The organism is Streptomyces sp. NBC_00984 (assembly GCF_045162475.1).
Taxonomy (GTDB): Bacteria; Actinomycetota; Actinomycetes; order Streptomycetales; family Streptomycetaceae; genus Streptomyces.
The window spans coordinates 7,857,251-7,883,304 of the sequence record NZ_CP108734.1; the positions used below are offsets into that span (position 1 = coordinate 7,857,251).

Sequence of the window (26,054 nt, forward strand, 5' to 3'; positions counted from 1 at the left end):
GAGGTGCGGTGGATGGGGCGTAGGGAAGAAGTGAGGGCCGTTCAGCGCAGGGTGGCGCCGCCGTCGACGTACAGCTCCTGCAGAGTGATGTGGCGGGCGCGGTCGGAGGCGAGGAACGCGACAGCCTCGGCGATGTCCTCGGGGGCGGCGATGCGGCCCAGCGGTATGCCGGTGCGGTAGGTCGCCGGGTCCCCGTCGATGACACGCTGTTCGGCGCCGGAGCCGGTCCACAGCGCGCGTTGCATCGCCGTGTCGGTGGAGCCGGGCGCGACGACGTTGCAACGCACGCCGCTGCGGGCGAGTTCGAGGCCCAGACATTTGGTGAACATGGCGGCCGCCGCTTTCGACGCGGCGTAGGCGGCCATGCCGGTGCGAGGAATACCGGCGGCATTGGAACCGACGGTGATGACGCAACCGTTGCCCCGGCCGGCCATCAGCGGTGCGAGGGTCTGCGAGACATGGAAGACACCGCTGGTGTTCACCGCGAAGGTGTCCGACCAGTCCTGCGCGGAGAGTTCGGTGGCGGGGCCGGTCCGAAGGATGCCCGCGACGTTCACGAGTACGTCGACGGGGCCCAGTTCGCGCTCGGCACGCGCCACGGTGCGCTCCACCGAAGGCCGGTCGGTGACGTCCATGACGTACGGCTCCAGACGACCCGCCGAGCAGTCGCTGCCCGGGTTCTTCTCCTGTCGCCGATTCCACTCCGCGGCGAGGGCGTCGATGCCGTCCCGCGCGCGGTCGGTGGCGGCCACCCGGGCGCCGAGGGTGGCGAACAGCTCGGCGACAGCCGCCCCGATGCCGTGTGCGGCACCGGTCACCAGGACAGTGCGGCCGTCGAACTCGCCGCTTCTGCCCGGTATGTGCTCAGGCATGAGCAACCTCCTGTGGGAAAGTTAGGCAAGGGTAACCTAACTTGCGCTCGTCGGAGGGGGTGCCCTGATGGAGCGCGCGGCAGCGGATGGGTGGCTGTACGGGCGGAGTTGGGGCGGGAGTGTCGCGCGGCGCCGAGTTCGGGGTCATGTGTTCGGCGTCGATAAGTTAGGTTAGCCTTGCCTTGGTTCGAGTGGCCGCCGGAGTCCCGGCGCGGCTGCCGGTTCCCCCCGTTCTCCCACGCACGCCATGACCGGGCGTACGCCACTCCTTGTCGTGGCGTCGTGACCACCACCGCCGACGCGTCGAACGCGCTGTCGGCGCCCATCCCCGCAGGAGCAATCCGATGCATCAGACCTTGTCGCCCGAACGCGTCCGAGCAGACGTCGCGGAACTGCTCGACTGCGACCCCGCCGAGATCGCGCCCGATGAAAACCTGGTCGACCTGGGACTGGACTCGGTGCGGATCATGGCCCTGGTCGGGCGCTGGCGTGCCGCCGGGGCGGTCGCGCTGGAGTTTCCCGACCTGGCCGAGCAGCCCGAACTGGCGCACTGGACAACGCTGCTGACGGGGAATGCCGCATGAGCCGCGTCGACCACCGGCACCGGCACCTGGACCGGATCGCGGAGGTCCGGGCGGGTCTCCACGCCGAGAAGGTGGGCTACCCGATCGGTATCCGGGCGACCGAAGTCGTACGCGTGGTCGCGGTAGGCGCCGGCCTGCTGCGGGTGACCCTGGGCGGGGCGGGCACCGAGGGGTTCGAGGCCCACTCGCCGGATGAACACGTGAAACTGATCTTCCCGGATCCGGACGGCACACTGCGGCTGCCCGAGCCGAAGGGGGCGATGCTGCGCTGGCCGCGGCCTGCGCTCATCTCGCGGGAGTACACCGTGCGCCGCTACGACCCGGTCGCGGGCGAGATCGACATCGACATCGCCGAGCACGAGGGTGGCCTCGCGTCGGACTGGGCGCGTGCGGTCCGGCCCGGCGACATCATGCATGTCGCGGGGCCGCCCGGTGGACTGATCGTCCCGCACACCTACGACCGGTACCTGCTCGCGGGCGACATCACGGCCCTGCCCGCGATCGCGCGCCGGCTGGAGGAGCTGCCCAGGAGCGCGAAGGGCTGGGCGTTCGTCGAAGTCGTCGACGCCGCACAGGAGATCGAGCTGTCCGCACCCGACGGCGTCGAAGTGCGCTGGCTGCACCGCGGCGTTCTGCCTGCGGGAACCGGCGACGCGCTGGCACGGGCCGTGACCGCCGTGACCGTGCCCGAGGGGGAACGGGTGTACGTGTGGGTCGCGGGTGAGGCGGGGCAGATCAAGCCGCTGCGCCGCTGGGCCCGCGACGAGCTGCGGCTGGACAGCGCCGATCACGACATCACCGGCTACTGGAAGCGCGGCGTCGCCGACTTCGACGAGGACGACCACTGACCGGCCGGTCGGACCGGGGCAGGCGTGACGCCGCTTCCCGGTCGTTCCGCCAAGAGGCCATCGAGCAAGACAAGTCCCACGCAACCAGCAAGGAGCACTACATGTCCATACGCAGATCGTCCGGCCTGGTCGGCGCCGTGTCGCTGGCCCTCGTCCTGGTCGGGTGCGGGTCGTCGTCGGAGGGCGGGTCGGACGCCTCGGACAAGAGGAAGACCCGGGTGTTCGCCGCGGACAACGGCAAGATCACCATCCCCGCCGACCCGAAGCGGGTGGTGGCCACCGGCTATGCCGTGCCCGTCATGATCGAGGCCGACGCGCCACTGGTCGGAATCTCGTCGTGGAAGCGCGGTGAGCCGATGATGACCAAGGAAGACCTGGCCACGTACAAGAAGCTCACCAAGGTGGCGGGCGAGCAGGCCGCCGAGACCAACTACGAGGCCGTCGCCGAGGCCGATCCCGACCTGATCGTCATCGGTGTACCCGCCCCGGTGCTCGGCGACATCGACATCAAGCGACTGGAGTCCATCGCCCCCGTCGTGGCGATCGGCCCGACCGTGCCCTCCGCATGGCGCGAGCTGTCCCACAAGCAGGCCGACGCCGCGGGCGCACTCGAGCAGTTCGACATCGCGAAGAACACGTACGAGGCCAAGGCCGCAGAGCTGTCCAAGAAGTACAAGGACGTGCTGCCCCGGCTCAAGCTGGGTCATGTCGGCGCGTACGGTGAGGTCGCCAAGGGCACCTTCCAGCGCGAGTTCAACGGTTCGTGGGGCACCAACATCGCCGAGGACCTCGGCGCGAAGTACTACGGCAAGGTCAAGGAGCCCGGCCCCGGCTCGCGCGCGGTCAGCGAGTACCCGTCCATCGAGGAGCTCCCGGCCGCGTTCGGTGAGGCCGACGTCATGACCTACTCGGTCAACGCCGACGGCAGCGTCCCCAAGTCCGTCCAGTACGTCCTGGACTCGAAGCTCTGGAAGAACCTGCCCGCCGTCAAGGCCGGGAAGGCCTTCCCGTTCCGCTACACCGAGGCCGCGACCTACGGCGAGGCCGTTCAGACCCTGGACGCGATCGACAAGTCGCTCGCTCCGCTGCTGAACCGGTGACCGTTGCGGGCCGCGCGTCCCGGACGGCGGGAACCGGGCGGGCCGGGCCACAGATCGGCCTGCTCGTCGGCGGACTGCTGCTGCTGGCAGTGATCGCCGTGCTCAGCATGGGCGTCGGGGCCCGCCACGTTCCGCCCGCCGAGGTCGTGCGGGCATTGTTCGACCACCAGGGCACCGACGACCAGGTGATCGTGCGAGACATCCGGGCGCCGCGCGCGCTGCTGGCCATCGCGGTGGGCGCCGCGCTCGCGGTGGCCGGCGCGCTGATCCAGACGCTGGCCCGCAACCCGCTGGCCGAGCCCGGCATCCTCGGGGTCACCGCGGGCGCCGGGTTCGCCGTCACCATCGGCTCGGCGCTCGGGCCGGCCGCCGGGCAGGCGGGCGAACTGGGCTTCGCGATCGCCGGATCCGTACTCGCGGCCCTGCTGGTCGCCGCGGTCGGGCAGCGCTCACCGCTGCGTCTGGTGCTCACCGGCGTGGCCCTGACCGCGGTGCTGGGCGGCGTCGCGCTGGGGATGAGGCTGATGCTGCCGGACGTCTTCGACGCCTACCGGTTCTGGTCGGTCGGGTCGCTCGCGGCCCGCGAACAGGCACCGCTGGCGCTGCCGTTGACCGCGATAGCCGTGTCCTTGCTCGGCGCGCTGCTGCTGAGCCGGGCGCTCAACGCCCTGACGCTGGGCGAGAGCGTGGCGCAGACACTGGGTGCGGGCGTGGGCCGGGTACGGGCCGCCGCCCTGGTGCTGATCACCGTGCTCAGCGGGGCGGCGACGGCGGTGGCCGGGCCGACCCTGTTCGTCGGGCTGATCGTGCCGCACCTGGTACGCAAGCCGGCGGCGGGCTCGGTGCCATGGCTGATCCTCTACACGATGGTGCTCGGTCCGATCCTGCTGCTGGTCGCCGACATCGGGTCGCGGGTACTGCTGCCCACCGGCGAGGTGCCGGTGGCCATCGTGACCGCGTTCCTCGGCGGCCCCATGCTGATCTGGGCCGTTCGCCGTTACGGGGCGGGATCGCTGTGACCGCACTCGGACTGAGAGTCGAACGCCGCACGATGCTGCTCGTGGCGGTGCTGGTGACCCTGATGCTGGGCCTGGCCCTGCTCGGGCTGTGCTACGGGGCGTCGTGGTCCTCCCCCGGCAGGGTGTTCGCCGTACTGACCGGGGCGGAGCGCTCCGTGGTGATCCGGGACTGGCGGTTGCCGCGGGTAATGGCCGGGTTGGTCTTCGGCGCCGCGCTCGGCGTGGCGGGGGCGATCTTCCAGAACCTCACCCGCAACCCGATGGGCAGCCCGGACGTCATCGGCCTCGACGCGGGCGCCTACACCGGAGCCCTGGTCGCCATCACCCTGCTGTCGGGTACGTCCGCCCAACTGGCCGTCGGTTCGGTGCTCGGCGGGCTGGTCGTCGCGGCAGCGATCTACCTGCTGTCGTTCGAACGGGGCTTCTCCGGGCTGCGGTTGGTGGTCATCGGAATCGCGTTCAACGCGATGGTGACCGCGATCAACTCGTGGATCGTGCTGCGCGCCGATCTGGAGGTGGCGATCGCCGCCGTCGGCTGGAGCGCGGGCTCGCTCAACGGCGTGGGCTGGGCCGACCTGGGGATTCCGTTCTCGGTGATCGCCGTGCTGCTGATCCTGATGACCACCCGGGCGCACGCCATGCACCAGGCCTCGCTCGGCGACGCGATCGCGGTGACCACCGGGGTCGGGCTCGACCGGCTGCGGCTGTTGATGGTGCTGGTCGGCGTCGGTTGTACGGCCACCGTGACCGCCGTGGCCGGCCCGATCGCGTTCATCGCCCTGGCCGCCCCGCAGATCGGCCGCAGGCTCGCGGGCGCGACCGGAGTACCACTGCTCCCGGCCGCGCTGGCCGGAGCGGTGCTGCTCCAGGGCGCCGACCTGATCGCCCAGATGCTGCTGGCGCCCGTCGCGCTGCCCGTCGGCGTGGTGAGTACCGCGATCGGCGGTTGCTATCTGATCTGGCTGCTGACCAAGGAGGTGAGGCGCGCGTGACCGCACGCCTGACGGCGCGGGAGATCACCCTGCGCTACGGAGACCGGATCGTGGCCACACGTCTGAGCCTCGACGTCCCCGACGGTGCGTTCACCGCCGTCGTGGGTCCCAACGGCTGTGGCAAGTCGACCCTGTTGAGCGCGCTGGTCCGGCTGCTGCGCCCGGACTCCGGGCACGTGGAACTCGACGGCCGCGAGGTCGGCGGCTACGCGACCAAGGCACTGGCCAAGAAGCTCGGCTTCCTGCCGCAGGACCCGCTGGCACCCGACGACATCAAGGTCCGGCAGCTGGTGGGCCGGGGACGGTTCCCGCACCAGTCGATGCTGGCGTTGTGGTCGAGGGACGACGAGACGGCCGTCGACGCGGCGATGGCCGCCGCCGGTGTCGAGGACCTGGCCGACCGGCCGGTGCAGGAGCTGTCCGGCGGACAGCGGCAGCGGGTGTGGATGGCCATGGTGCTCGCCCAGCAGACGCCCTACCTGCTGCTCGACGAACCGACGTCGTTCCTCGACATCACTCACCAGTACCAGCTGCTCGGCCTGCTGGCCAGGCTGCGCAACGAGGGCCGCACGGTGGTCGCGGTCCTGCACGACATCAATCAGGCATGCCGGTTCGCCGACCACCTGGTCGCCATGAAGGACGGCCGGGTGGTCGCCGAGGGCGACCCCGGGGACATCGTGGACGCCGCGCTGATCAAGGACGTGTTCGACCTGCCGAGCGTCATCGTCCCCGACCCGGTGACCGGCACACCGATGGTCGTTCCCACACTTCAAGGAGAGTAAGTTGAGCCCCGCAAGCGTGCCCTCGGACGGCCTCCTCGCACTGACCGGCGCCCAGTTGGGCATCTGGAACGCGCAGCGCCTCGAACCCGACTCGCCGTACTACGTGGTCGGCGACGTGGTGGAGATATCCGGCGGCGAACCGATCGACACGCACGCGCTGGCCGAGGCGGTCCGGGCGACCACCGAGGAGGCCGAGACCCTCCGGCTACGGGTGTACGACACCCCGGACGGGCCGCGCCAGGCGGTGAGCGAGGAGCCGGTCGAGCTGCCCGAGGTGGTCGACCTCAGTGGCGCGGCCGATCCCGTGGCCGCGGCCCAGGCGTTCGTCGACGCCGAGCGGGGGCGGACCGCCGAGGCATGCCGGGGGATGGTGGACCGGCCGTTGTACGCACGCACCGTCATCAAGCTGTCCGACCGCGAGGTCCGGTACACCCAGCTCGGCCACCACCTGGTCTTCGACGGCTACACCGCCGCGATGCTCGCCCGCCGCACCGCCGCCCGCTACACCGCCCTGGTGCGCGGGACCGAGGTGCCGCGCTCGACCTTCGGCGGCTTCGCCGACCTCGTCGCCGCCGACCGGGCCTACCGGGACGGCGACCGGTTCGCCGAGGACCGCGCCTACTGGGTCGAGCGGTTCACCCCGCTGCCCGACCTCGGAGACCTCGGCGATCCCGGCACCGCCGCCGGTTCGCCCGGCCACACCCTGACCGCCCGTGCCGTCGTCACGCCCGACGAGACGGCCCGGCTCCGCGCGTTCGCCGACCGGGAGGGCGTTACCTGGGGCGAGGCGCTGATCGCCGGCTACGCCGCCTTCCTGCACCGCATGCTGGGCCGCACCGACGTGGTGTTCGCCCTGCCGCTGATGTGCCGGGCGGGCTCGACCGAGCTGCGCACACCGTCCATGGCGGTCAATGTGCTGCCGTTGCGGGTGACCGTGCGCGGCGGGGACGGGCTCGGGGAGCTGAGCCGGCGGGTCGCCTCCGCCATGCGGGAGATGCGTGAACACCAGCGGTACCGGGGCGAGGACCTGCCGCGGGACCTCGGAGTGCCGGGCGCGGGCGTGCTGCTCCACGGGCGCGGGATCAACCTCAAGGCGTTCGACCTGACGATCGACTTCGCCGGGGCCGGCGGGGTGATGCGCAACGTCGCGGGCGGTCCGCCGGAGGACATGGGCCTGAGCGTCCTGCCGACCCGTGACGACGGGCTGCTGCTCGGCTTCGAGGTCGACGCCCGGTCCAAGGACCAGGCCGCGGTCGACAGCCTGCTCTCGGGGCTGCGCACACTGCTGTCCGGGCTGACCGACGGCCTGCCCGTCGGGCGCATCGCCCTGACCGGCGACGTGGACGGGCTGCCGGCCGACTGGTGCCCGCCCGCGCTGCCCGGCACGCCGGTGGACGTGCCGACCGCGTTCGACACGATGGTCGCCGCCGATCCCCGGCGTACGGCCCTGGTGAGCGGTGACGACCGGCTGTCCGCGGCGGACCTGGCGGGCCGGGTGCACCGGCTGGCCCGCGCACTGCGGGCCCGCGGGATCGGGGCCGACGACGTCGTGGCGCTCGCGCTGCCGCGCTCGGCCGACTCGGTGGTCGCCCTGCTGGCGGTGCTGGACGCCGGCGCCGCGTTCCTGCCCCTGGACGCCGCGTATCCGCCCGAGCGGCTGCGCGAGCTGATCGACGACACCCGGCCCGCGCTGGTACTGACCGCCGGCGCGGTCGACGGGTTGCCGTGGAGCACCCTGCTCGGTGAGGCCGCCGGGCTGTCCGACGCACCCCTGACGGCCCATGAGCTCTCCGCGCTGCGGCACCCCGAGCACCTCGCCTACGTCATCCACACCTCCGGGTCGACCGGACGCCCCAAGGGCGTGCTCGGCCGGGTCGGCGGCCTGGCCGCGCTGCTGCACCACCAGCGGTCGACGGTCCTCGCCGAGGCCGAGCGGGCCGCGGGCGGACCGCTGCGCGCCGCCCACACCTACTCGTTCGCCTTCGACTCCGCCTTCGACCACCTGGTGTGGCTGCTGTGCGGGCACGAACTGCACGTCTACGACACCGACACCGCCCGCGACGCCGACGCCCTGCTCGCCGCGTACGCCCGCGACGGCATCGACATCGTGGACACCACCCCGTCGATGGCCTCGCCACTGGTCGACGCCGGCCTGCTGGACCTGCGGCCGACGCTGCTGGTCCTCGGCGGAGAGGTCACCCCGCCCGCGCTGTGGCGGCGGATCGCCGAGTCCGGGGTCACCGCGCGCAACATGTACGGCCCGACCGAGGCGACCGTGGACAGCACCACCGCGCGCATCGACGGCGACGAGCCGACGATCGGCCACCCGCTCGCGGGCACCCGGATCCGTGTGCTGGACAGCGCGCTTCAGCCGGTGCCGCACGGCACGGTGGGCGAGCTGTACCTGGCCGGACCGCACCTGGCCCGCGGCTACCTCGGCAGGCCCGGGGCGACCGCCGAGCGCTTCGTCGCCGACCCGTTCGGCGCGCCGGGTGAGCGGATGTACCGCACCGGCGACCTGGCCCGCTGGGTGCCCGGCCGGGGCCTGGAGTACCGGGGCCGGGGCGACGGACAGATCAAGATCCGCGGCCACCGGGTGGAGACCGGCGAGGTCGAGGCGGCGCTCGCCGCGGTGCCCGGGGTCACCGCGGCGGCCGCCGCGGTGCGGTCGTCCCGGCTGGTCGGCTATGTCGTGTCCGCCTCGGTCACCGGGGACGAGGCGCGTGCCGACCTGGCCGAGCGGCTGCCCGAGCACATGGTGCCCTCGGCCGTGGTGGTGCTGCCCCGGCTGCCGGTCACGCCCAACGGCAAGCTCGATCACGCCGCCCTGCCCGTGCCCGCGCTGCCCGGCGGCGGGGGCCGGGAGCCGAGCACCGAGCGGGAGCGGCTGCTGTGCGCAGTCCTTGCCGAGGCGCTCGATGTCGAACGGGTCGGCGTGGACGACGACTTCTACGCCCTCGGCGGGGACAGCATCACCGCGATCACCGTCAGCAGCAGACTGCGGGCGGCGGGCCTCGGACTGCGGCCACGGGACCTGCTGGCACGCCGCAGCTTCGCCGCTCTGGCAGCCTCCGCCGACTTGCTGGAGGAGGCTGCCGGGCCGGTGGACGACCCGATCGGGCCCGTGCCCGCTCCGCCGATCGCGCGCGGCCTGCTCGACCCGCACCCGAACGTGGACGTCGTCGCCGGATACGCGCAGTGGACCGCCCTGCGGGTCGACGAACTCGACCACGACGACCTGGTCACGGGCGTGCAGGCCGTGCTCGATCACCACGACGCACTGCGGCTGCGGGCAGGCGACGGCCTGGAGACCCTGCCCCGCGGCATGGTGCGGGCCGTCGTGGACGAGGTCCACGGCGAGGACGTGACCACCCTGGCCCGGCGGCTGGCCGGAGAACTCGACCCGCGGTCGGGCGACCTGCTGCGGGCAGCCCTGCTCCGTACCGGCGACGACACGTCGGACCGGCTGGTCGTCGTCGTGCACCACCTCGCCGTGGACGGTGTGTCCTGGCGCATCCTGCTGCCCGACCTGCACACGGCCTGCACGGGCGGCACCCTCGATCCGGTCGGGGCGTCCTGGCGGCGGCACGCCATGCTCCTCGCCGGCCAGGGGGAATCCGGCGCGCGGCGCGGCGAACTCGATCACTGGCGGACTGCGCTCGGCTCCGCGTCCCGGCTGGGTGCCCGGCCGCTGGACCGGACGCGGGACACGGTGTCGACCGCCCACCGTTCGGTCACCGTGGCCTCGGCCGAGGCCACCGAGGCGCTGCTGACCACCCTGCCCGCGGCGTACCGCGCCGGTGTCGACGAGGTGCTGCTGGCCGCGCTCGTGCTCGCCCTGCGGGGCTGGGGCCTGCGCGGCGACGAGTTGACCGTTTCGATGGAGGGCCACGGCCGCGAACACCTCGACCTGTCCCGCACCATCGGCTGGTTCACCAGCGAGTACCCGGTGCGTGTCCCCGCGTCCGACGACGTGGGGCAGGCGCTCCGCGCCGCCAAGGAGGCCCGGCGCACAGTCCCCGACGGCGGTGTCGGCTACGGCGTCCTGCGTTACCTCGACCCGGAGGCCGGCAGCGAGCTCGCGGCCACCCCGCCACCGGACGTGCTGCTCAACTACCTGGGCAGGTTCACCCCGTTGACCGGAACCGGATGGCACCTGCCGGAGCGCGACGCCTTCTCGGTGACCGAGCCCGACGCCAAGGCCCTGGAACAGGTGCTGGCCCTCAACTGCTTCGTCCACGAGGGGGACGAGCCACGGCTCGCCGTCGAGTGGACCGCCGCGACCGGGGTGCTCGGCGCCGACGCCGTGGGGGCCCTCCAGCAGGCCTGGGCCGCGGCTCTGGACGCGTTGGCCGCGCACGCGCTCCACACCCCGGGCGGGCTCACCCCGTCGGACCTGCCACTGGTCGACCTCGACCAGGCCGCCATCGACGCCCTCGAACGCACCGGCCGCATCGCCGACGTACTGCCCGCCACACCCCTGCAGGTCGGGCTGTCCTTCCACACCTTGGTCCGCGACGACCACGACACCGACGTCTACGTCGTCCAGGCCGTGACGACCCTGGCCGGCGAGCTGGAGCCGGACCGGATGGCCGAGGCCGCACGCGAACTGCTGCGCCGCCACCCCGCTCTGCGCGTGTACCTCGGCACGGCCGGGGACGACGTGGTGCAGGTGATCCCCACCGACGTCGCCCTGGACTGGCGGGAGGACGACCGGTTCCCCGAAGCGGCCCGCGCCGATCTGGAGCGCCCCTTCGACCCGGCCCGGCCGCCGCTGATCCGCTTCCTGCTGTCCCGTGTCGGGCCCGCCGAGCACAAGCTGGTGATCACCAATCACCACGCCCTGCTCGACGGCTGGTCGATGCCGCTGGTCGGCCGCACCCTGCTCGCCATCTACGCCGAGCTGAGCGGCGGCCCCGCCGCACCTGCAGCCCCGCCGCTGTCGGAGTACTTCCGGTGGCTGGCGGGCCGGGACCGGGAGGCGTCGCTCGCCGTGTGGCGGGACGCGCTGGCCGGCGTCGACGACGCGACGCGGCTGGCACCCGCGAGCACCGGGACCGGCGTCGAACGCCCCGGCCGCGAGACCGTCGCGCTGGGCCGCGAGTTCAGTGACCGGCTGCGCGCGTTCGCCCGCGAGCGGGGCGTCACCCTGACGACCGTGTTCCAGACGGCGTGGGGGCTGCTGCTGGGCAGGCTCACCGGGCGTCGCGACGTCGTGTTCGGCTGCCCGGTGTCCGGGCGGCCCGCCGAGGTCGACGGCGTCGAGTCGATGATCGGCCAACTCGGCACCACGGTCCCGGTACGCGTCAGGCACGCCCAGGACCGGACCGCGCTGGACCTCATGGCACAGGTGCACGCCGAGAGCGTCGTACTGGCCGAGCACCACCACGTCGGTCTGCCCGAGATCCAGCGGGCGGTGGGCATCGGCGAGCTGTTCGACACGATGCTGGTCATGGAGAACTTCCCGCTCTCCAGCCGCAGGCGCACGCCGCTCGCCCCCGGGCTCGACCTGGCCGGGGTGGACATCACCGACGCCACGCACTACGCGCTGACCGTCATCGTGATTCCGGACGAGGAGATCACGATCGGCCTCGGCCACCAGCCGCGCGCCTTCGCCGGGGCGACCGTGCGCGACTACGGCCGCTGGCTCCACAACCTCCTGCGGGAGATCGTCGACGACCCGTCACGGCCCGCGATCCGGCTGCCCGCGCTCGATGCCGACGAGCGGGCGTGGATGCTGCGTACCGGCACCGACGCCGTCCCCGCCAGGGCCCGCGGCCACTGGCTGGAGGAGTTCGCCGCCTGGGTGAGCCGCAAGCCCGACGCCGAGGCCCTGGTCTGCCGTGACCGCAGCCTCAGCTACGCCGACCTGGACCGGCAGGCCAACCGGCTCGCCCACGCGCTGATCGAGCGCGGCGTACGACCGCAGGACCCGGTCGCGGTCCTGCTCGGCCGCGACGTCGAGATGACCGTGGCACTGTTCGGCGTGGCCAAGGCGGGCGCCGTGTACGTACCGATGGACGCGAGCTACCCGCGCGAGCGGCTGGCCTACATGTTCGACGACATCGCCCCGGCCGCCGCCGTGACGACCGGCGCCGAACCGCCCGTCGACCGCGGCATCCCGATCCTGCGGCTGGACGACCCGGCCACACTCGCGTCTGCACCGGACACCGACCCGGCCGAGGCGCGCGCCCGGCTCACCGAGGACGCGCTCGCCTACGTCATCTACACCTCCGGAACCACCGGGCGGCCCAAGGGCGTCGGCGTGACCCACCGGGGTGTGCCCGACCTGATCGCCCTTCAGGAGGAGGTTGTCGGGGTCACCGAGCACGACCGGTACCTGCACTTCGCGTCGACCGGCTTCGACGTCGCGTTCTGGCAGACCATGGTGCCGCTGCTCTCCGGCGGCACGTCCGTGATCGCGCCCGAGGAGGTACGCGTCCCCGGCGACGAACTGCTCGACTACATCGTCGAGCACCGGGTGACCGGAGTGAACCTGCTTCCCTCGTTCCTGGCCGCGATGCCCGACGACCGCACCGTCGACCCCGCGGTGTTCTTCGTCGTCGGCGCCGAGCGCCTCGACCCCGACCTGGCGCGGCGCTGGGGCCGGGGCCGCCGGGCGCTGTTCAACGCCTACGGTCCGACCGAGGTCACGATCAACTCCACGACCTGGCACTACGACCCGGACGACGCCGGGCCGCCGCCGATCGGCCGCCCCGACCCCAATGTCCGCGCCTACGTCCTCGACGGCGGACTCCAGCCGGTCGGCGTCGGCGTGACGGGCGAGCTGTACCTCGGCGGGCCGAGCCTGGCCCGCGGCTACCTCGGCCGACCCGCCCTGACCGCCGCCGCCTTCGTGGCCGACCCGTTCGGCCCGCCGGGCGAACGGATGTACCGCACGGGCGACCTGGTGCGGTGGCGGCCGGACGGACAGCTGGTGTTCCTCGGCCGCGCCGACCACCAGGTCAAGGTCCGCGGCTTCCGCGTCGAGCTGGGCGAGATCGAGTCCGCTCTGACCAGCCACCCCGATGTGCGCGCCTGCGCCGTGATCATGCGGGAGGGCAGGCTCGTCGGCTACGTCATCCCGACCGACGACGCCGACCTGGACACCGCACGGGTACGTGCGTACCTGACCGAGGAACTGCCCGACCACATGGTGCCGACGGCGCTCGTCCCGATCGACCGGCTGCCGCTGACCCCCAGCGGCAAGCTCGACGCCGCCGCGCTGCCGGCCCCCGGGACCACGGCCGCCGCACGGCGCGAACCCGCCACCGAGGCGGAGGCGGTCCTGCTCGGCGTGTTCAGGGACGTCCTCGGCACCGACGACATCGGCCCCGACGACAACTTCTTCGACATCGGCGGCGACAGCATCGTGTCGCTGCAACTGGTCTCGCGGGTCCGGCGCCAGGGACTCGGCCTGACCCCGAAGGACGTGTTCGACGGGGAGACGGTCGCAGGCATCGCGGCGCGGGCCCGCGCCCTCGACGGCGGTGCAGCACCCGCGGTCGGGGACGCGCCGCTGACCCCGGTCATGCGGGACCTGCTGCGCCGCTCCGGGGCGGCCGCCGACGGATTCTGCCAGTGGGTGGAGATCTGCGTCCCGCCCGGCGGCGACGAAACGACCTGGCAGGCCGTGCTCGACGATCTGCTGGCCCGGCACGACGTGCTGCGGGCCCACCTGGCCGGCGACATGCTGCACATCCCGCCGGTCGGCGCGGTGACCGGTGCCGAGGTGCTGACCTGCGTCCGGGCGGCGGACGACCTGCGGGCCACGGTCGACTCCGGGATCGCCGCCGCCCGGGAGTCGATGGACCCGCGCACCGGTCCCGTGCTGCGCGTGCTGTGGGTGGACGCGGGACCGGACCGGCCGGGCCGACTCGCCCTCGTCGCTCACCACCTGGTCGTCGACGGTGTGTCCTGGCGCGTCCTGCTGGACGACCTGGAACACGCGCACTCCGGCGGATCGCTCACCCGGCACGGCCAGTCGTTCCTCGGCTGGGCGCGTTCGCTGCGCGGGGCCGACCGGCGGACCGAACTGCCGCACTGGCAGCGGATGAGCGCCACACCGGCCCTCACCCGCCCGCTCGACCCCGCCCGGGACACCGTGGCCACCGCGACGCACCACGAGATCGCGCTCGACGCCGAGTCGACCCGTGCCCTGATCACGACCCTGCCGGCCGCCTACCGCACCACCCCGGACGCCGTGCTGCTGACGGCGCTCGCTCAGGCCGTACGGGCCTGGCGCGGGATGCCGGAGGTGCTGGTCGCGCTGGAGAGCCACGGCCGTCCACGGGAGGTCGACCTGTCCCAGACCGTCGGCTGGTTCACCGCCGTCCATCCCGTACGGCTCGACGCGGGCGACGACGTGAAGGCGGTCGGGGAGCGGCTGCGCGCCCAGGGCGACGGCCTCGGCTACGGCATTCTCACCACGGCGGGCCTCCTGGACCCCGTGGAACCGGAGATCGCCTGGAACTACCTCGGCCAGTACCCCGGCGCCCCGGACCGGGAGACGCCGTGGCAGGCGCCCCCGGACGCCGACCCGCTCGGTTCGGGCGGCTCCGACGCAATGCCCCTGCCGTACGGCCTGATGGTCAACGCCCTCGTGCGCGACGACGCGCTCGGGGTCCGGATCAGCTGGCCGTCCGCGCTGTTCACTGCCGCCGAGGTCGAGGAGCTGGCCGAGAACCTGCGGACCGCGCTCCTGCGGATCGCCGCCGCACCGGAGATCGGGGCACTCGACCGGGACCGCCCGGTCGCCGACGTACAGCCGCTCACCCCCTTGCAGGAGGTGATGCTGCGGCACTCGCGCACCGAGCGCCCCGACCCGTACACCGTGCAGTCGACGTTCTCTCTCGCCGGCCGGCTCGACTCCGACGCCCTGCGGGCCGCGGGTGCTCGGCTTCTGCCTGTTCGCCGCCGCCGGAGCCACGAGGCTGCCCCGGACCGAGGTCGCGAAGTCATGACGTGACCGCCGACCGCCGACCGCCGACCGCCGACCGGTGGTCATGGGAACGCCGCACCCGGACCCGGACCCGTGAGGCCTGCTTCCTGGACCTGGCGAAGGACCTGGTCGGGACCAGGTCCTTCCCGCTGATGCTCACCGGCGGCATCACCCGGCGCGTCACCGCCGAGAGGGTCCTCGGCAGCGGTGTGGCGGTCATCGGGACGGGCACCGCCCTCGCCGTCACCCCGGACCTGCCCGGCCGCTGGAAGAACGACTGCGAGGCCGACCGGCAGATGCGGCCGGTGACCTGGTCCGACAAGGCCTCGACTCGGTCGCCGACAGGGCGCAGGTCCGCCACCGGATGCGTCGTCCCGCCCGCGGCAGCGACCCCCAGGCCCGGCATCCACCCGGCGTACGCCCTGCTCCCCGAGCAGGGCAGGCAGCGACGGGCACCGCGCCGCTACCGCGCCCGGCTGTCGGCTTCACAGGGCGTGGGAGCGTGAGGACCGGTGCCGGGCTCTCTCAGCCGTCGTGCAGCGCCGTTCTGAGGGCGTCCACGGCGAGTCTGCGTGCCACGTCGGCGGCTCGGGTGTCGCGCAGACTGTCCAGGAGGAGGAAGTCGTGGACCATGCCCGCGACGCGGACGGAGGTGACGTCGACCCCGGCCTCGCGGAGCTTGTTGGCGTACTGCTCGCCCTCGTCGCGCAGGACGTCGGCCTCGTCGGTGATGACGAGGGTGGTGGGCAGTCCCCGGAGCTGTTCCAGGGGGGCCCGGAGCGGGGAGGCGTGAGCCTCGGTGCGCTGGGCGGGGTCGGTGGTGTAGGCGTCCCAGAACCACTTCATGCCGTCGCGGGTGAGGTAGTAGCCCTCGGCGAACTGCAGGTAGGACGGGGTGTCGAAGTCGGCGTCGGTCACCGGGTAGAGCAGGACCTGCGCCTTGAGGCCGATGCCGCCGCGCTCCTTGTTCATGAGCGCGAACACCGCCGACATGCAGCCGCCGACCGACTCGCCGGTCACGGCCGCGCGGGAGGTGTCCAGGCCGTGCTCCGCGCCGTGTTCCAGGACCCATTGGCCGACGGCGTAGTTCTGCTCGACCTGGGTGGGGTACTTCGCCTCCGGCGCGCGGTCGTAGACGGGAAAGACCCCGGCCGCACCGGCGCCGACGGCCAGTTCGCGGAAGAGGCGGTCGTGCGTCCTGTCGTCGCCGAAGACCCACCCGGCGCCGTGGATGAAGAAGACGACGGGCAGCGGTCCGGTGGCTCCCCGGGGCCGGATGATGCGGGTGCGGACCGTGCCCCACCGGCCCGCGTCCACGTCGACCCACTCCTCGTCGACATCGGGCCGGGGCACGCTCGGGTCGCTCTGCAGGCCGAGAAGGATCTCACGGCCCTGCTCGGGCGGAACCTCGTAGATCCGCGGGTGCGGATCGGTCGCCTCGGCCAACTCCTTCGCGGCGGGTTCGAGACAAGGGGTGATCGGCGGAGGAAGCTCGGTCATGTTCACTCCCTGTCACGAGCACATACGTGCCCTGTTCTCGCGGCTTCACCGGCCGCGGCTGATGATCGCCCCCGCTGGTGACCCGCCCCCGGTCGAAGCTCTCCCGTTCCATCGTCGTGGCCCGCCCGCAAAGCGCAACCCGCGGCAGGTACTCCTCCCGACGCCGACCGGTCCGCTCATCGAAGAACTGAGCCTGCCCGGCACGAGGTGATCGCCGGGCCGCCCGGCGGGCTCGTGGACGCCGTACAGCAGAGGACCCGCGTACGACGCCACACCACGAGATCCGCCTCGACGTCTCGGCCTCCACGGCAGGGCGGAGCGTACCTGTCAGCCGCCGAGCGCATGCACCTCACTCAGGATGGCGCGCATCTGCGGTCCCGACTTCTGGGCGTAGTCGCTGCCCGTGTATCCCCACCAGTCCCAGCAGCCCTGGGGATTGCCGCGCAGGAGGCTGATGTCGGTCTGCGGATAGAGGATCACCAGGTTGTTGGTGTCGGCGTACTCGTTGAGATGGGACTCGCGGGCGAACCGGTCACCCACGAACTTGTTGTCGCTCATGCAGCCGTGCAGGGCGACGACCAGCTTGCACGCCGCCCCCGCCGCGCAGGAGTCCGGCGTGTAGAGGAAGCTGCTGCTTCCCATGCTGTACCACTGGGCCAGACCCCCCGGCACATACCGGTTCTGGTCGTGCCGGCTGACGGTGCCCGACTGGGCGGCGGACGGTGCGTTCACCTGCCCCAGCCAGTGACCGAGCATCTCCCCCTGCGGATCGTTTCCGCAGTTGATCAGGAACGGGTAGAACGTGGTGCCACAGCTCAGCGGGGCGTTCGGAGTGGGCCAGCCGTGCCCCGCCGGATCCGTGTCGTGGTACGCGGTCCGGGCCCCGAAGTCCCGGTAGAGCTGCACTCCTTCGTCGCTCACCGATGTCCGGACGAGGGGATCCTTGGTGCCGTGGTACGTGTAGACGGGCTTGCCCGCCAGGTTCGACACGGGGTCGATCCGTCCCTCGGCCGACCAGCGGCGGACGATCTGCTCGATGCCTTCCGGGTCGGTCGAGATCAGTCCCGTACCGCAGGCGATCAGGCCGACGACGATGCCACCCTTGCCGCAGTAGTACGGACCCGCGGCGACGATGCCCGCGCCCTTGAAGGTGCCCGAGTAGGCGACCTGGAGCTGCGAGGCCATGAACCCGCCGGAAGAGATGCCGGTGACGTAGGTATCGGTGATGTTGAGCCGGGGGAGGCCCGGTTCGCCCGCGTGGGCGGGGGCGGTGAGCCCCAGGGCCGCGGCCAGGGCGGCCGCCAGGGTGACAGCGGCGGACCGCAGGGAACTGAGCTTCATCGTGCGCTCTCCTTCACTGGTGTCCGTCCGGGGAAAGGGGGCGGTAGCCGGGGTCACGGAGGAAGACGGACGGGGCCATGGTTGGCCGTGCACCACTCCGCGGGAAATGGAGGTGAGCCACGTCGTCCACGGCGATGAGTGGAGATTCTCTCCGTCGCCCGGTGTGCACGGCGGCGGCGGTGCGGTATCACTGGCCGGGTGATGACAAAGCCGGAGACCACCGGTGCCCTGCTGCGCCTGCTGCGCGAGGAGGCCGACGAGACGGAGTTCCGCGCCGTGGCAGCGGCACCGCAACTCGTCGACGACGCCCTGGAGATACGCTCCAGGCTCGCGGCCCACCGCCGCCGGGAGGCCGCGCTCGCCGCGCTCTACGAGACCGCCGGCGACCTCGCCTCGCTGCGCGATCTGGAGGACGTCCTGCAGGCCATCGTCAGCCGAGCCCGCACTCTCGTCGGCACCGACGTCGCGTATCTGCTGCTCTCCGACCCGGAGGAGGGCGACACGTACGTACGCGTCACCGACGGCATCACGACGGACGGGTTCAAGACCGGCCGGCTCGCCGCCGGTACCGGTCTCGGCGGACTGGTCGCCGCGACCGCCGTGCCGTACCACACCGCCGACTACCCCAACGACGCCCGCTTCGCGCACACCCCGTACGTGGACGGCGTCATCGGCGCGGAGGGGCTGGTGGCCATCCAGGGCGTACCGCTGAAGTTCGGCGATCAGGTCTACGGGGTGTTGTTCGCCGCCAACCGCCGGGTGCGGCCCTTTTCGCCGGACGAGGTCGACCTGCTCATCTCGCTCGCCAATCACGCCGCCCTCGCCATCGAGAACGCCACCCTCTTCGAAGAGGTCCGCAAGACCGCCGCCGTCCACGAGCGGCTCACCGCCGTCGCGCTCGACGGCGGCGGTCCGACGGGGCTGGCGTCGGAGCTCGCCGATGTACTGCGTGGCAGCGTCCTCGTCCTCGACGCGCAGGACCGGCCGCTCGCCTCGGCGGGCGACGCACCGCCCGAACCCGCCGACCTCGTACGGGAGATGGCGCAGGCTCGGGCCCGCCGCGGCTCCGCGACGCGCGGAACCGTCTGTGTCACCCCGATCGTCGCCGCCGACGAACACCTCGGCACGCTGCTGCTCGTACGCGGCGGACTCGACGCCTCCGACATCCACGCCCTGGAACGGGCCGCCCAGGCGGCCGCCCTCATGCTTCTCGGTGAACGTACGGTCTCGGAGGCCGAGCGCCGGCTGCGCGGCGAGATCCTCGAAGACCTGCTGGGCTCTCCGCACCGTGACCCCGAAGGGCTGCGCCGCCGGGCCGCGTTGGTCGGCCTCGACCTGGAGCGCGACCACGTGGTGCTGGTGGCCCGGGGCGGGGACAACGCCAGGCGGCGTCGCATCACGGAACTGGCGGCCGGCCATGCCACCCGGCTCGGCGGCATCGCGGGGGAGTACGGCGGCAACACGGTGGTCGTCCTGCCCGCCGTCGACGACCCCGGCGGTGCTGCCCGCACCTTCGCCGAACTGCTGACCGACGGGACCGGACACCCTGTCACGGTCGGCGCGGAGCCCGCCGCACCCGGCGCGGTGGCCGTCGTCGAGGCACACCGCGACGCCGCCCGCTGCCTGGACGCACTGGTCGCGCTGGACCGTGTCGGCGAGGGCGCCTGCCGAGACGATCTCGGCATCCACGGCATCCTGCTGGGTGCGGCGGGCCGCGACGAACTGGACCGCTTCGTCCGCCGCACGATCGGTCCGCTGCTGGCGTACGACGAGACCCGCGGCAGCGAACTGGTGCGCACCGCGCTCACCTACTTCGCCTGCGACGGCAACCTGAGCCGTACCGCCACCGCGCTCTACGTCCATGTCAACACGCTCTACCAGCGCATCGACCGGATCTCGGCGCTGCTCGGCCCGCTGTGGCGGCATGGCGACCACGCGCTCCAGGTCCACCTGGCCCTCACCATGCGGCGAACGGCGGGATAGGGCTCTGCCGGCTCGTGCGACGCCGTCCGGATCAGGGCCGGTTCGGCTGGACGGCGTCCCTGCCGGGCGCGGCCGGCGCTCGGCGGGGACGCCTGCCCGTCATGCGGGGACGCGCCGTGCACCAGCTGATGCCGGCCCGTCCGATGCCGGGCGCCGGCCCGCCGACGAAGCCGAACACCACCGATCCCGTTCACCAGTTGTACGGTGCTCCCTGCACGCGATGGTGTGCAGGGGACCGAGGCGCCGGCCGGGGAAGTCGCCGGACAGGCCCTAAGCCTTGCGGGCGACGGCGCACCACATGGGCAGGGTGTCGTCCGGGGTGTCGGACGGTCCGGGACGCCAGCGGGTCAGGGTGACAACGCCCGGTTCCAGGATCTCCAGGCCATCGCAGAATCGTTGCACCTCGTCGTGGGTGCGCGGGGTGGCGGAGGCGTGGCTGGCGGCGCGTTCGTTGTAGATCCGCATGGATTCGGCGACCTCGGGGGCGGTGACGTCGACGGCCGGATGGGACAGGACGAGGTGACTGCCCGGGGCGAGGCGGTCCAGCAGCCGGCGGGTGATGTCCCACGGGTCCTCGGCGTCCTTGATGTACTGCAGGATCGCCACCAGCATGAGGCCGACCGGCCGGTCCAGATCCAGGGTGTGGGAGGCCGCGTCGAGAATCGTGTCCACGTCCCGCGCATCGGCCTGCACATAGTCGGTCTGTCCCTCGGGGCCGCTGACCAGGAGCGCCCGCGCGTGGGAGAGGACGATCGGATCGTTGTCGACGTAGACGGCACGCGATTCGGGAGCGGCCCGCTGGGCCACCTCGTGGGTGTTCTCCGCGGCGGGAATGCCCGTACCGATGTCGAGGAACTGACGGACCCCGGTCGCCGCGAGGTGACGTACGGCGCGGCCGAGGAAGGCCCGGTTGGCCCGGACCGACGGCACAATCGTCGGGTTCGCCCGAGCAGCGAGCTCGGCTGCCTCCTGATCCACCGGATAGTGGTCCTTGCCGCCCAGCCAGACGTTGTAGACGCGGGCGGGGTGCGCGTTCGTGGGATGTGTCGCGGACAGCGCGTGGTCGTTCATCGTGTGTCACCTCGTGCGGCATGAAAGGCCAGGTCGGGCCCAGGTTTCGGTAACGGTACCCCGGTGATCCGCGCCGCACCGCCGGTCGGCGGAAGTCGCTCGGCGGGCGTTCGGCCCACCGTGCTCAGAGCCCGGTGACCTTGGCGCTCGCCGAGAGTTCGTAGACCAGGGTGACCGTGCGGCGGCTGCCGGGTGGGAGGCTGACGTCCCAGCGGGCGATGCCCTCGGCGTCGACCGCGTCGGGTGCCGGGAAACACGCGTCCTTGCGCAGGCGGGTCTCCACCGCCGAGACCTCGGAGACCGGGATCCGCTCCCGAAGGACGACCACCCGCTCGCCGAGTTCCCCGGGGGCGGAGAACCGGGACAGGTGCAGCCGGACCGTGTGGGTCACCACGGTCCGCTGGGTGAGGGCGGCGGAGTCGCGGGACTCCTCGGCCTGCCGGATCACCCTGTAGTCGTCGCAGCTGCCGAAGGCCAGCTCGGCGGGGGCACCGGGGGCGGTGAAGTCCAGGGTGCCGCGGCCACTGAATCCGCTGCCGCGGACGAGGTCCACGGGCCCGGCGAGCAGCGCGTGGCCGGAGAGATTGTCGAACCGCACCACCTGGGTGACCAGCGGGGACAACTCCGGTGAGCAGGCGTACTCACTGGGCGCGGCTGTGGTGAACGCGGAGAGCGGCACCCGGTGGGCGCGGCCGTCACCGGGCACCGAGACCGGCGCGGGGGATCTCAGCACCCGCGCCTCGCCGCCGTCGTCCACCCCTGGCAGGCCGAGCACCGGGGCCGGCCCGAGGGTCCCGATCTCCTCCTCGCGCAGCTCGACGTCGACGGCGCGGCGCTCCGCAGCGGAGCGGTCCATGACCGTCAGCCGGTCCTCGCCCAGCCGTGGCGGATCGGTGGCCAGCGCCGAGCGGGCCGTCGACAGTGTCAGCCGTACGTCCGACCAGTCCTCACCGGTGCGCTGCCAGACCATCGCGTCGGTCTCCAGCGTCAGGGAGTCCCCGTCGAGCACGGCCCGGTAGGCGGGGCGCCACAGCGCACACGGGGTGAGGTGGCTCAGGCGCAGCCCGACCGGCCCGGCGGCCGAGGCCTCCACGGTCAATTCGATATGGCCGACCAGCTCGGCGGGCTCGTCCTCGGAGAGCTGCATGGCCCGCTCGGCTTCCCCGAGTTCGACAGCGAGGGCGGCCAACCGGGCTTCCACGGTGCGGAGTTGTTCACCGTGCTCGTCGCGCTCTTCGTCCACCCGGTCCAGTTCCCGGGCCCAGCGGGACCGTTCGGTCTCCCCGGAGCCGGCGCCCTCGCCGATCTCCCGCAGCAGATCGGCGGCGAGGCGCCCGAGCAGGTCGAGGCGGGCATGCAGCCGGTCGCGGCTCCGGCCCAGGGCCAGTTGCTCCTCTTCGAGGATGTGTACGCGGTGGCGCAGGGCGGAGTCGCCGTCGGTGGGCGGCAGCGGCCCGCGCGGCGTCCAGCTGCGGATGATCCGCACGTCGAGCACGCTCGCGGGGTGATCGGCGGTCAGCTCGGCATGGAGGGTCCGGTCGACGGCCAGCGCACTGACCGGCCCGAGACGCAGCCGCTGGACCCCGGCCTCCAGGTCGAGCAGGACGGCTCGCTCGATGTGGGCGCGGTCCTCCAGGCACGTGACGGCGGTGACGGGGAGGGCGATCGGCTTCGGGGCCGTGGACATGGCGTGTCAGCTCCTGCGGTTGCCGCCGACCAGGGCCTTGCCGGTCGGGATGCGGATCTCGTAGCCGCCGTCCAGGGCGGCAGTGGCGCCTGCGGGCAGGTCCAGTCGCCAGAGGCGGGTGCCCGGCGCATGCCGATCGGGCCCCGTGCCCTCCTCGGGTGCCGTCCAGTCGGCCCGTTCCTCGATCCGGGCGTCCGGTTCGAAGGTGACCGGCACCCTCTCGCGGACTTCCACGGTGACGGGCCTCGCGAGCCCGTTGGCCAGCTCCACGCGGACGCGGTGGTCGAGCACGGTGGTGTTGTTGCGCAGGCCCGAGGTCGACTCGTGCAGGTTCGTACGGCGGGTGACCCGGATGCCCTCGGCCGGCCCGAGCCCGACCCGGCGGACACCACCGGGGGCGAGCGTGGGCAGTGCGGCGGTCAGCAGGAAGTCGTCGTCGACGGTGACCTCCACCGGGCCTGCCAGCAGCGCCTGGTCGGTGGCGTTGGAGAGCACCAACGTCGCGTACACCGTCTGCTCCACGGACGGTACGCAGAGGTACTCGGTACGCAGGCCGACCGGGATCTCGCCGACGGTGACGGTGTGCCAGGTTCCGTCCGACGGAATGTCGGCGCGGGCGGTGGCATCGAAGCGGTGGTCGAAGGAACCCGCCGACTCACGGGGCCGCACGGCCTGTCCGGGCAGCGGCAGCGCGGCCACCGCTTCGGCGCGGCGGCGGTACTCGACTGCCACCGGGTCGAAGGGGGAGCCGGGGAACAGCCGGCCTCGGCGACCGCCCTGCTCGCCGGGGCCGCACAGGACAAGGGCGGCATAGTCGAGCTCGGTGCCGCTCGGCTGCGGCGGACCTGCCACCGGTGCCGGCGGGGGTGGCGGCACAGCCCGGCCGGGAGCCGCGGGCGCCATGGGGGCGGGGGCCCCCGCGAACGGCATGCCCCGGGTACGCGGACTCTCGCCCGGTCGCGGACCGCCCGGCTGTGCGAGGGCGGGCATCCCGCCGCCGAAGGCCTCCGGGGGAGCGCCGTATCCGCCGGGCGCCGGGGCCGGCGGGCCGCCGTAGCCCTGCGGTGCCGGTGCCGGTGCCGGTGGTGGGGGAGGCGGCGGTGGCGGAGCGGGATCGGACGCGTAGCCGCCCGCGGCACCCATGGCCCCTGGCCCGGCCACGGCAGCCGCGGGCAGGGCGGTCGGGGCCGGGCCTGGGCCCGCGGCGTCGTACCCGGAGAACAGGTCGACGAGCCCGGCGGGGGGCTCGCGCCAGCCGGAAGGCGCGGGGGCGGGCTGACTGCGTCCGATCCGGATCGAGCGGAGCCTCGGCAGGTCGGTGCGGCGCCGAAGGTCGGCGGTGGCCAGGGCGATGCGTACGCCGGTCCAGTCCTCGCCGGTCCGCTGGGCGACCGAGGCGCGCAGCACCAGACGGCCGCCGCCGTCGCCCTGACGGTGGGTCAGGCGATAGGCCGGCACCCAGACGGCGCCCGGAACCCCGTACTCGAGCTCCAGTTCCACCTCCGCGTCACCGGAGCCGTCGAGGGCCAGGACCGCGCAGACCGTGGTCTCCAGGTGCGCTGACGGCGCGTCGGTGGAGGCGCGGGCGAGCCTGTCGGCGGCGACGGTGAACTCGTGCTCGACGTTGCGCAGTGCCGCCTCCAGCTCGACGAGGCGGTTGTGCAGTCCCGCCAGCCGCTCGTCGACGAAGTCGGCGAGCTCCAGCCACGCGTCGACCGGGGTGCGGCGGTGCGGGTCCTCGCGTCTGCGGGGAGGCGGGACCGGGTGGAGGGCCCTGATCTCCTCGATCAGGCCCAGCTGCCGGTCCCGGCGTCCCCGCGCCGCCGCGTGCTCGTCGCCCAGCCGCTCGACCTCGCGCCGCAACTCGTCGGGCGTGCCCGTGCCGAGCGGCTCGGCCTCGACTTCCACCCGGGCCTCGGTGACGCGCACCCCCGGGGCGCCCAGGACACGGGCCCGCAACGAGCCCGGGTCCAGCGAGCGCGGCAGTCCCGTCACCCGCACCCGGCCGTCGGACGCCACGCGGCCCCGGGCCAGACGCCGGCAGACCGCGCCCTGCGCGTACACCACGACCGAATCGAGGGTCGACCCCCACCTCCGTGCCGGCTCAGCCGTCATGTGCTCCGCCCCCCGTCGCGTACATGCTGGGCGAAGCCTACGCCCGGCCGGTCCGTGCGTCCGCGTCGAATCAGGCAGCCGGTATCTCCGTCACCGCGGAGGCGTCCTTCGTGTACCGCTGCTTCAGCGGATCGCGCCGCCGACAGCCCCGACGCCTTGACGGAACACGGCGTACGGCGGTCTGTCGCGCCGATGGTGTGGTTGGCTACGCCGTATGGGTCCCACGCGACTACTCCCCTGGTGCACGCCTGCGGGGGCGGCGAGCTGTTGCGGCGAGGGCGCCGGGCGGTGTCCCGCTGTCCGACCGGGGGCTGGGGCATGAGTGTCCGTGGTGCGCCGTCGGAGTCCGGCGCTGTCCCGGCAGCGAAGGCGGTGCCCCCCTTGGACCCCGAGCTGAGCGTCGCGGTGGCCGCCTTGGGCAAGGAGGCCGGGGAGCCGCTCACCCCGGGCAATCTGGAGGCCCGGCAGGAACGGGATGCCGCGGCCCGGCCCAGGCCGACGGCCGAGGAGCTTCGCGCCGACGGCCGTTTCGAGGTGGCGGAGCTCCGGGTGCCGGGGCCGCCGGGCGGGCCGGACGTCACGCTCGTGAGCGCACGGCCGTCCGGGCTCGTCGGGCCGCTGCCGCTGCTGTACTACATGCACGGGGGCGCGATGGTCATGGGCAACGCGTGGTCCGTGCTTCCGCGGATTCTTCGCGAGTGGGCGCTCCCGCTGGAACTGGCCGTCATCTCGGTCGAGTACCGGTTGGCGCCGCGGGCGCAGTACCCGGAACCGCTGGAGGACTGCTACGCCGGACTCGTCTGGGCGGCCGGGCACGCGGCCGAACTGGACATCGACGCGGACCGCATCGTCATCGGCGGGAAGAGCGCCGGCGGCGGGCTCGCCGCGGCCCTCGCCCTGCTGGCCCGTGACCGCGGCGGCCCCCGGGCACTGGGGCAACTGCTGCTGTGCCCGATGCTCGACGACCGCGGCAGCACCTTCTCCAGTCATCAGATGACAGGCCTCGGCGGGTGGGACCTCACCTCCGGCGCGACCGTGTGGAAGGCGCTGCTGGGCGACCGCCACGGCGCGGGAGGGAGCCGCCCTACGCGGCTCCCTCCCGCGCCACGGACCTGTCCGGACTCCCTCCGGCCTATGTCGAGGTCGGGTCGGCCGAGATGTTCCGGGACGAGGACGTGGCCTACGCGAACGCGATCTGGCAGGCCGGCGGCCAGGCCGA

15 protein-coding genes and 2 pseudogenes are annotated in these 26,054 nt (G+C 73.1%); 11 read left to right on the forward strand and 6 right to left on the reverse strand.

Annotated elements, in window-relative coordinates; all coding sequences use genetic code 11:
* Window positions 1–41: 41 nt before the first annotated feature.
* Window positions 42–872 carry a 2,3-dihydro-2,3-dihydroxybenzoate dehydrogenase gene (locus OG520_RS35050; protein WP_406015785.1) on the reverse strand — a complete coding sequence of 277 codons (831 nt, stop codon included), beginning with the start codon at window positions 870–872 and terminating at the stop codon, window positions 42–44.
* Window positions 873–1,216: 344 nt separating this feature from the next.
* On the opposite strand from OG520_RS35050, the gene OG520_RS35055 reads away from it, so the two are divergent.
* The 8 genes from OG520_RS35055 (at window position 1,217) to OG520_RS35090 (ending at window position 15,644) form a co-directional block, all read left to right on the forward strand.
* Window positions 1,217–1,456, forward strand: a complete 240-nt coding sequence (locus tag OG520_RS35055; RefSeq protein WP_399331778.1) for a phosphopantetheine-binding protein — start codon at window positions 1,217–1,219, stop codon at window positions 1,454–1,456.
* The gene (locus OG520_RS35060; protein WP_406015786.1) at window positions 1,453–2,304 is read left to right on the forward strand and encodes a siderophore-interacting protein; all 852 of its coding nucleotides are present in this window, start codon (window positions 1,453–1,455) and stop codon (window positions 2,302–2,304) included. Before OG520_RS35055 ends, OG520_RS35060 begins: the two co-directional genes overlap by 4 nt.
* A 101-nt stretch (window positions 2,305–2,405) precedes the next feature.
* Complete coding sequence (locus OG520_RS35065) at window positions 2,406–3,404, forward strand: ABC transporter substrate-binding protein (protein WP_399331782.1); 999 nt, start codon at window positions 2,406–2,408, stop codon at window positions 3,402–3,404.
* The gene (locus OG520_RS35070; RefSeq protein ID WP_406015787.1) at window positions 3,401–4,423 is read left to right on the forward strand and encodes a FecCD family ABC transporter permease; all 1,023 of its coding nucleotides are present in this window, start codon (window positions 3,401–3,403) and stop codon (window positions 4,421–4,423) included. Before OG520_RS35065 ends, OG520_RS35070 begins: the two co-directional genes overlap by 4 nt.
* Window positions 4,424–4,455: 32 nt before the next feature.
* A complete protein-coding gene (locus OG520_RS35075) occupies window positions 4,456–5,415 on the forward strand; it encodes a FecCD family ABC transporter permease (protein WP_406016632.1) in 960 nt (319 codons plus the stop codon).
* Window positions 5,412–6,197 (forward strand): ABC transporter ATP-binding protein, encoded by a 786-nt coding sequence (locus OG520_RS35080; protein ID WP_389978813.1) that lies wholly within the window; start codon window positions 5,412–5,414, stop codon window positions 6,195–6,197. The genes OG520_RS35075 and OG520_RS35080 overlap by 4 nt, the downstream gene beginning before the upstream one ends.
* A 1-nt stretch (window position 6,198) precedes the next feature.
* Window positions 6,199–15,165 carry an amino acid adenylation domain-containing protein gene (locus OG520_RS35085; RefSeq protein WP_406015788.1) on the forward strand — a complete coding sequence of 2,989 codons (8,967 nt, stop codon included), beginning with the start codon at window positions 6,199–6,201 and terminating at the stop codon, window positions 15,163–15,165.
* Entirely contained in the window at window positions 15,162–15,644 is a 483-nt protein-coding gene (locus OG520_RS35090; RefSeq protein WP_406015789.1) for a hypothetical protein, read from the forward strand. The genes OG520_RS35085 and OG520_RS35090 overlap by 4 nt, the downstream gene beginning before the upstream one ends.
* A 19-nt stretch (window positions 15,645–15,663) precedes the next feature.
* Here OG520_RS35090 and OG520_RS35095 read toward each other — a convergent pair whose 3' ends face one another.
* Both OG520_RS35095 and OG520_RS35100 read right to left on the reverse strand, forming a co-directional pair.
* Window positions 15,664–16,638: an alpha/beta hydrolase gene (locus OG520_RS35095; protein WP_406015790.1), complete on the reverse strand. Its 975-nt coding sequence runs from the start codon at window positions 16,636–16,638 to the stop codon at window positions 15,664–15,666.
* Window positions 16,639–16,965: 327 nt separating this feature from the next.
* Window positions 16,966–17,979: a hypothetical protein gene (locus OG520_RS35100; RefSeq protein WP_399331796.1), complete on the reverse strand. Its 1,014-nt coding sequence runs from the start codon at window positions 17,977–17,979 to the stop codon at window positions 16,966–16,968.
* Window positions 17,980–18,180: 201 nt separating this feature from the next.
* Here OG520_RS35100 and OG520_RS35105 point away from each other — a divergent pair, with 201 nt between their 5' ends.
* Window positions 18,181–19,962, forward strand: a complete 1,782-nt coding sequence (locus OG520_RS35105) for a helix-turn-helix domain-containing protein (protein ID WP_406016633.1) — start codon at window positions 18,181–18,183, stop codon at window positions 19,960–19,962.
* A gap of 270 nt (window positions 19,963–20,232) precedes the next feature.
* On the opposite strand, the gene OG520_RS35110 is transcribed toward OG520_RS35105, so the two are convergent.
* The 3 genes from OG520_RS35110 to OG520_RS35120 all read right to left on the reverse strand — a co-directional run bounded on the left by OG520_RS35110 (window position 20,233) and on the right by OG520_RS35120 (window position 24,835).
* Window positions 20,233–21,033, reverse strand: a complete 801-nt coding sequence (locus OG520_RS35110) for an SAM-dependent methyltransferase (protein WP_399331798.1) — start codon at window positions 21,031–21,033, stop codon at window positions 20,233–20,235.
* A 124-nt stretch (window positions 21,034–21,157) separates the two neighbouring features.
* A complete protein-coding gene (locus tag OG520_RS35115) occupies window positions 21,158–22,720 on the reverse strand; it encodes a DUF4139 domain-containing protein (protein WP_406015791.1) in 1,563 nt (520 codons plus the stop codon).
* Between the two features lie 6 nt (window positions 22,721–22,726).
* On the reverse strand, window positions 22,727–24,835 hold the full coding sequence (locus tag OG520_RS35120; protein WP_406015792.1) for a DUF4139 domain-containing protein: 2,109 nt from the start codon (window positions 24,833–24,835) through the stop codon (window positions 22,727–22,729).
* A gap of 657 nt (window positions 24,836–25,492) precedes the next feature.
* Here OG520_RS35120 and OG520_RS35125 point away from each other — a divergent pair.
* Both OG520_RS35125 and OG520_RS35130 read left to right on the forward strand, forming a co-directional pair.
* A pseudogene (locus OG520_RS35125) lies at window positions 25,493–25,828 on the forward strand (alpha/beta hydrolase); the annotation flags it as partial.
* Window positions 25,829–25,872: 44 nt separating this feature from the next.
* Window positions 25,873–26,028 (forward strand): annotated as a pseudogene (locus OG520_RS35130) (alpha/beta hydrolase fold domain-containing protein); the annotation flags it as partial.
* Between the last annotated feature and the right edge of the window lie 26 nt (window positions 26,029–26,054).

What these genes read in the sequence shown, in the direction of transcription:
- OG520_RS35115 (WP_406015791.1), bottom strand. Translation starts at nt 22,720, where the DNA reads ATGTCCACGGCCCCGAAGCCGATCGCCCTCCCCGTCACCGCCGTCACG.
- OG520_RS35055 (WP_399331778.1), top strand. Translation starts at nt 1,217, where the DNA reads ATGCATCAGACCTTGTCGCCCGAACGCGTCCGAGCAGACGTCGCGGAA.
- OG520_RS35100 (WP_399331796.1), bottom strand. Translation starts at nt 17,979, where the DNA reads ATGAAGCTCAGTTCCCTGCGGTCCGCCGCTGTCACCCTGGCGGCCGCC.
- OG520_RS35110 (WP_399331798.1), bottom strand. Translation starts at nt 21,033, where the DNA reads ATGAACGACCACGCGCTGTCCGCGACACATCCCACGAACGCGCACCCC.
- OG520_RS35060 (WP_406015786.1), top strand. Translation starts at nt 1,453, where the DNA reads ATGAGCCGCGTCGACCACCGGCACCGGCACCTGGACCGGATCGCGGAG.
- OG520_RS35050 (WP_406015785.1), bottom strand. Translation starts at nt 872, where the DNA reads ATGCCTGAGCACATACCGGGCAGAAGCGGCGAGTTCGACGGCCGCACT.
- OG520_RS35065 (WP_399331782.1), top strand. Translation starts at nt 2,406, where the DNA reads ATGTCCATACGCAGATCGTCCGGCCTGGTCGGCGCCGTGTCGCTGGCC.
- OG520_RS35095 (WP_406015790.1), bottom strand. Translation starts at nt 16,638, where the DNA reads ATGACCGAGCTTCCTCCGCCGATCACCCCTTGTCTCGAACCCGCCGCG.
- OG520_RS35105 (WP_406016633.1), top strand. Translation starts at nt 18,181, where the DNA reads ATGACAAAGCCGGAGACCACCGGTGCCCTGCTGCGCCTGCTGCGCGAG.
- OG520_RS35120 (WP_406015792.1), bottom strand. Translation starts at nt 24,835, where the DNA reads ATGACGGCTGAGCCGGCACGGAGGTGGGGGTCGACCCTCGATTCGGTC.
- OG520_RS35075 (WP_406016632.1), top strand. Translation starts at nt 4,456, where the DNA reads ATGCTGCTCGTGGCGGTGCTGGTGACCCTGATGCTGGGCCTGGCCCTG.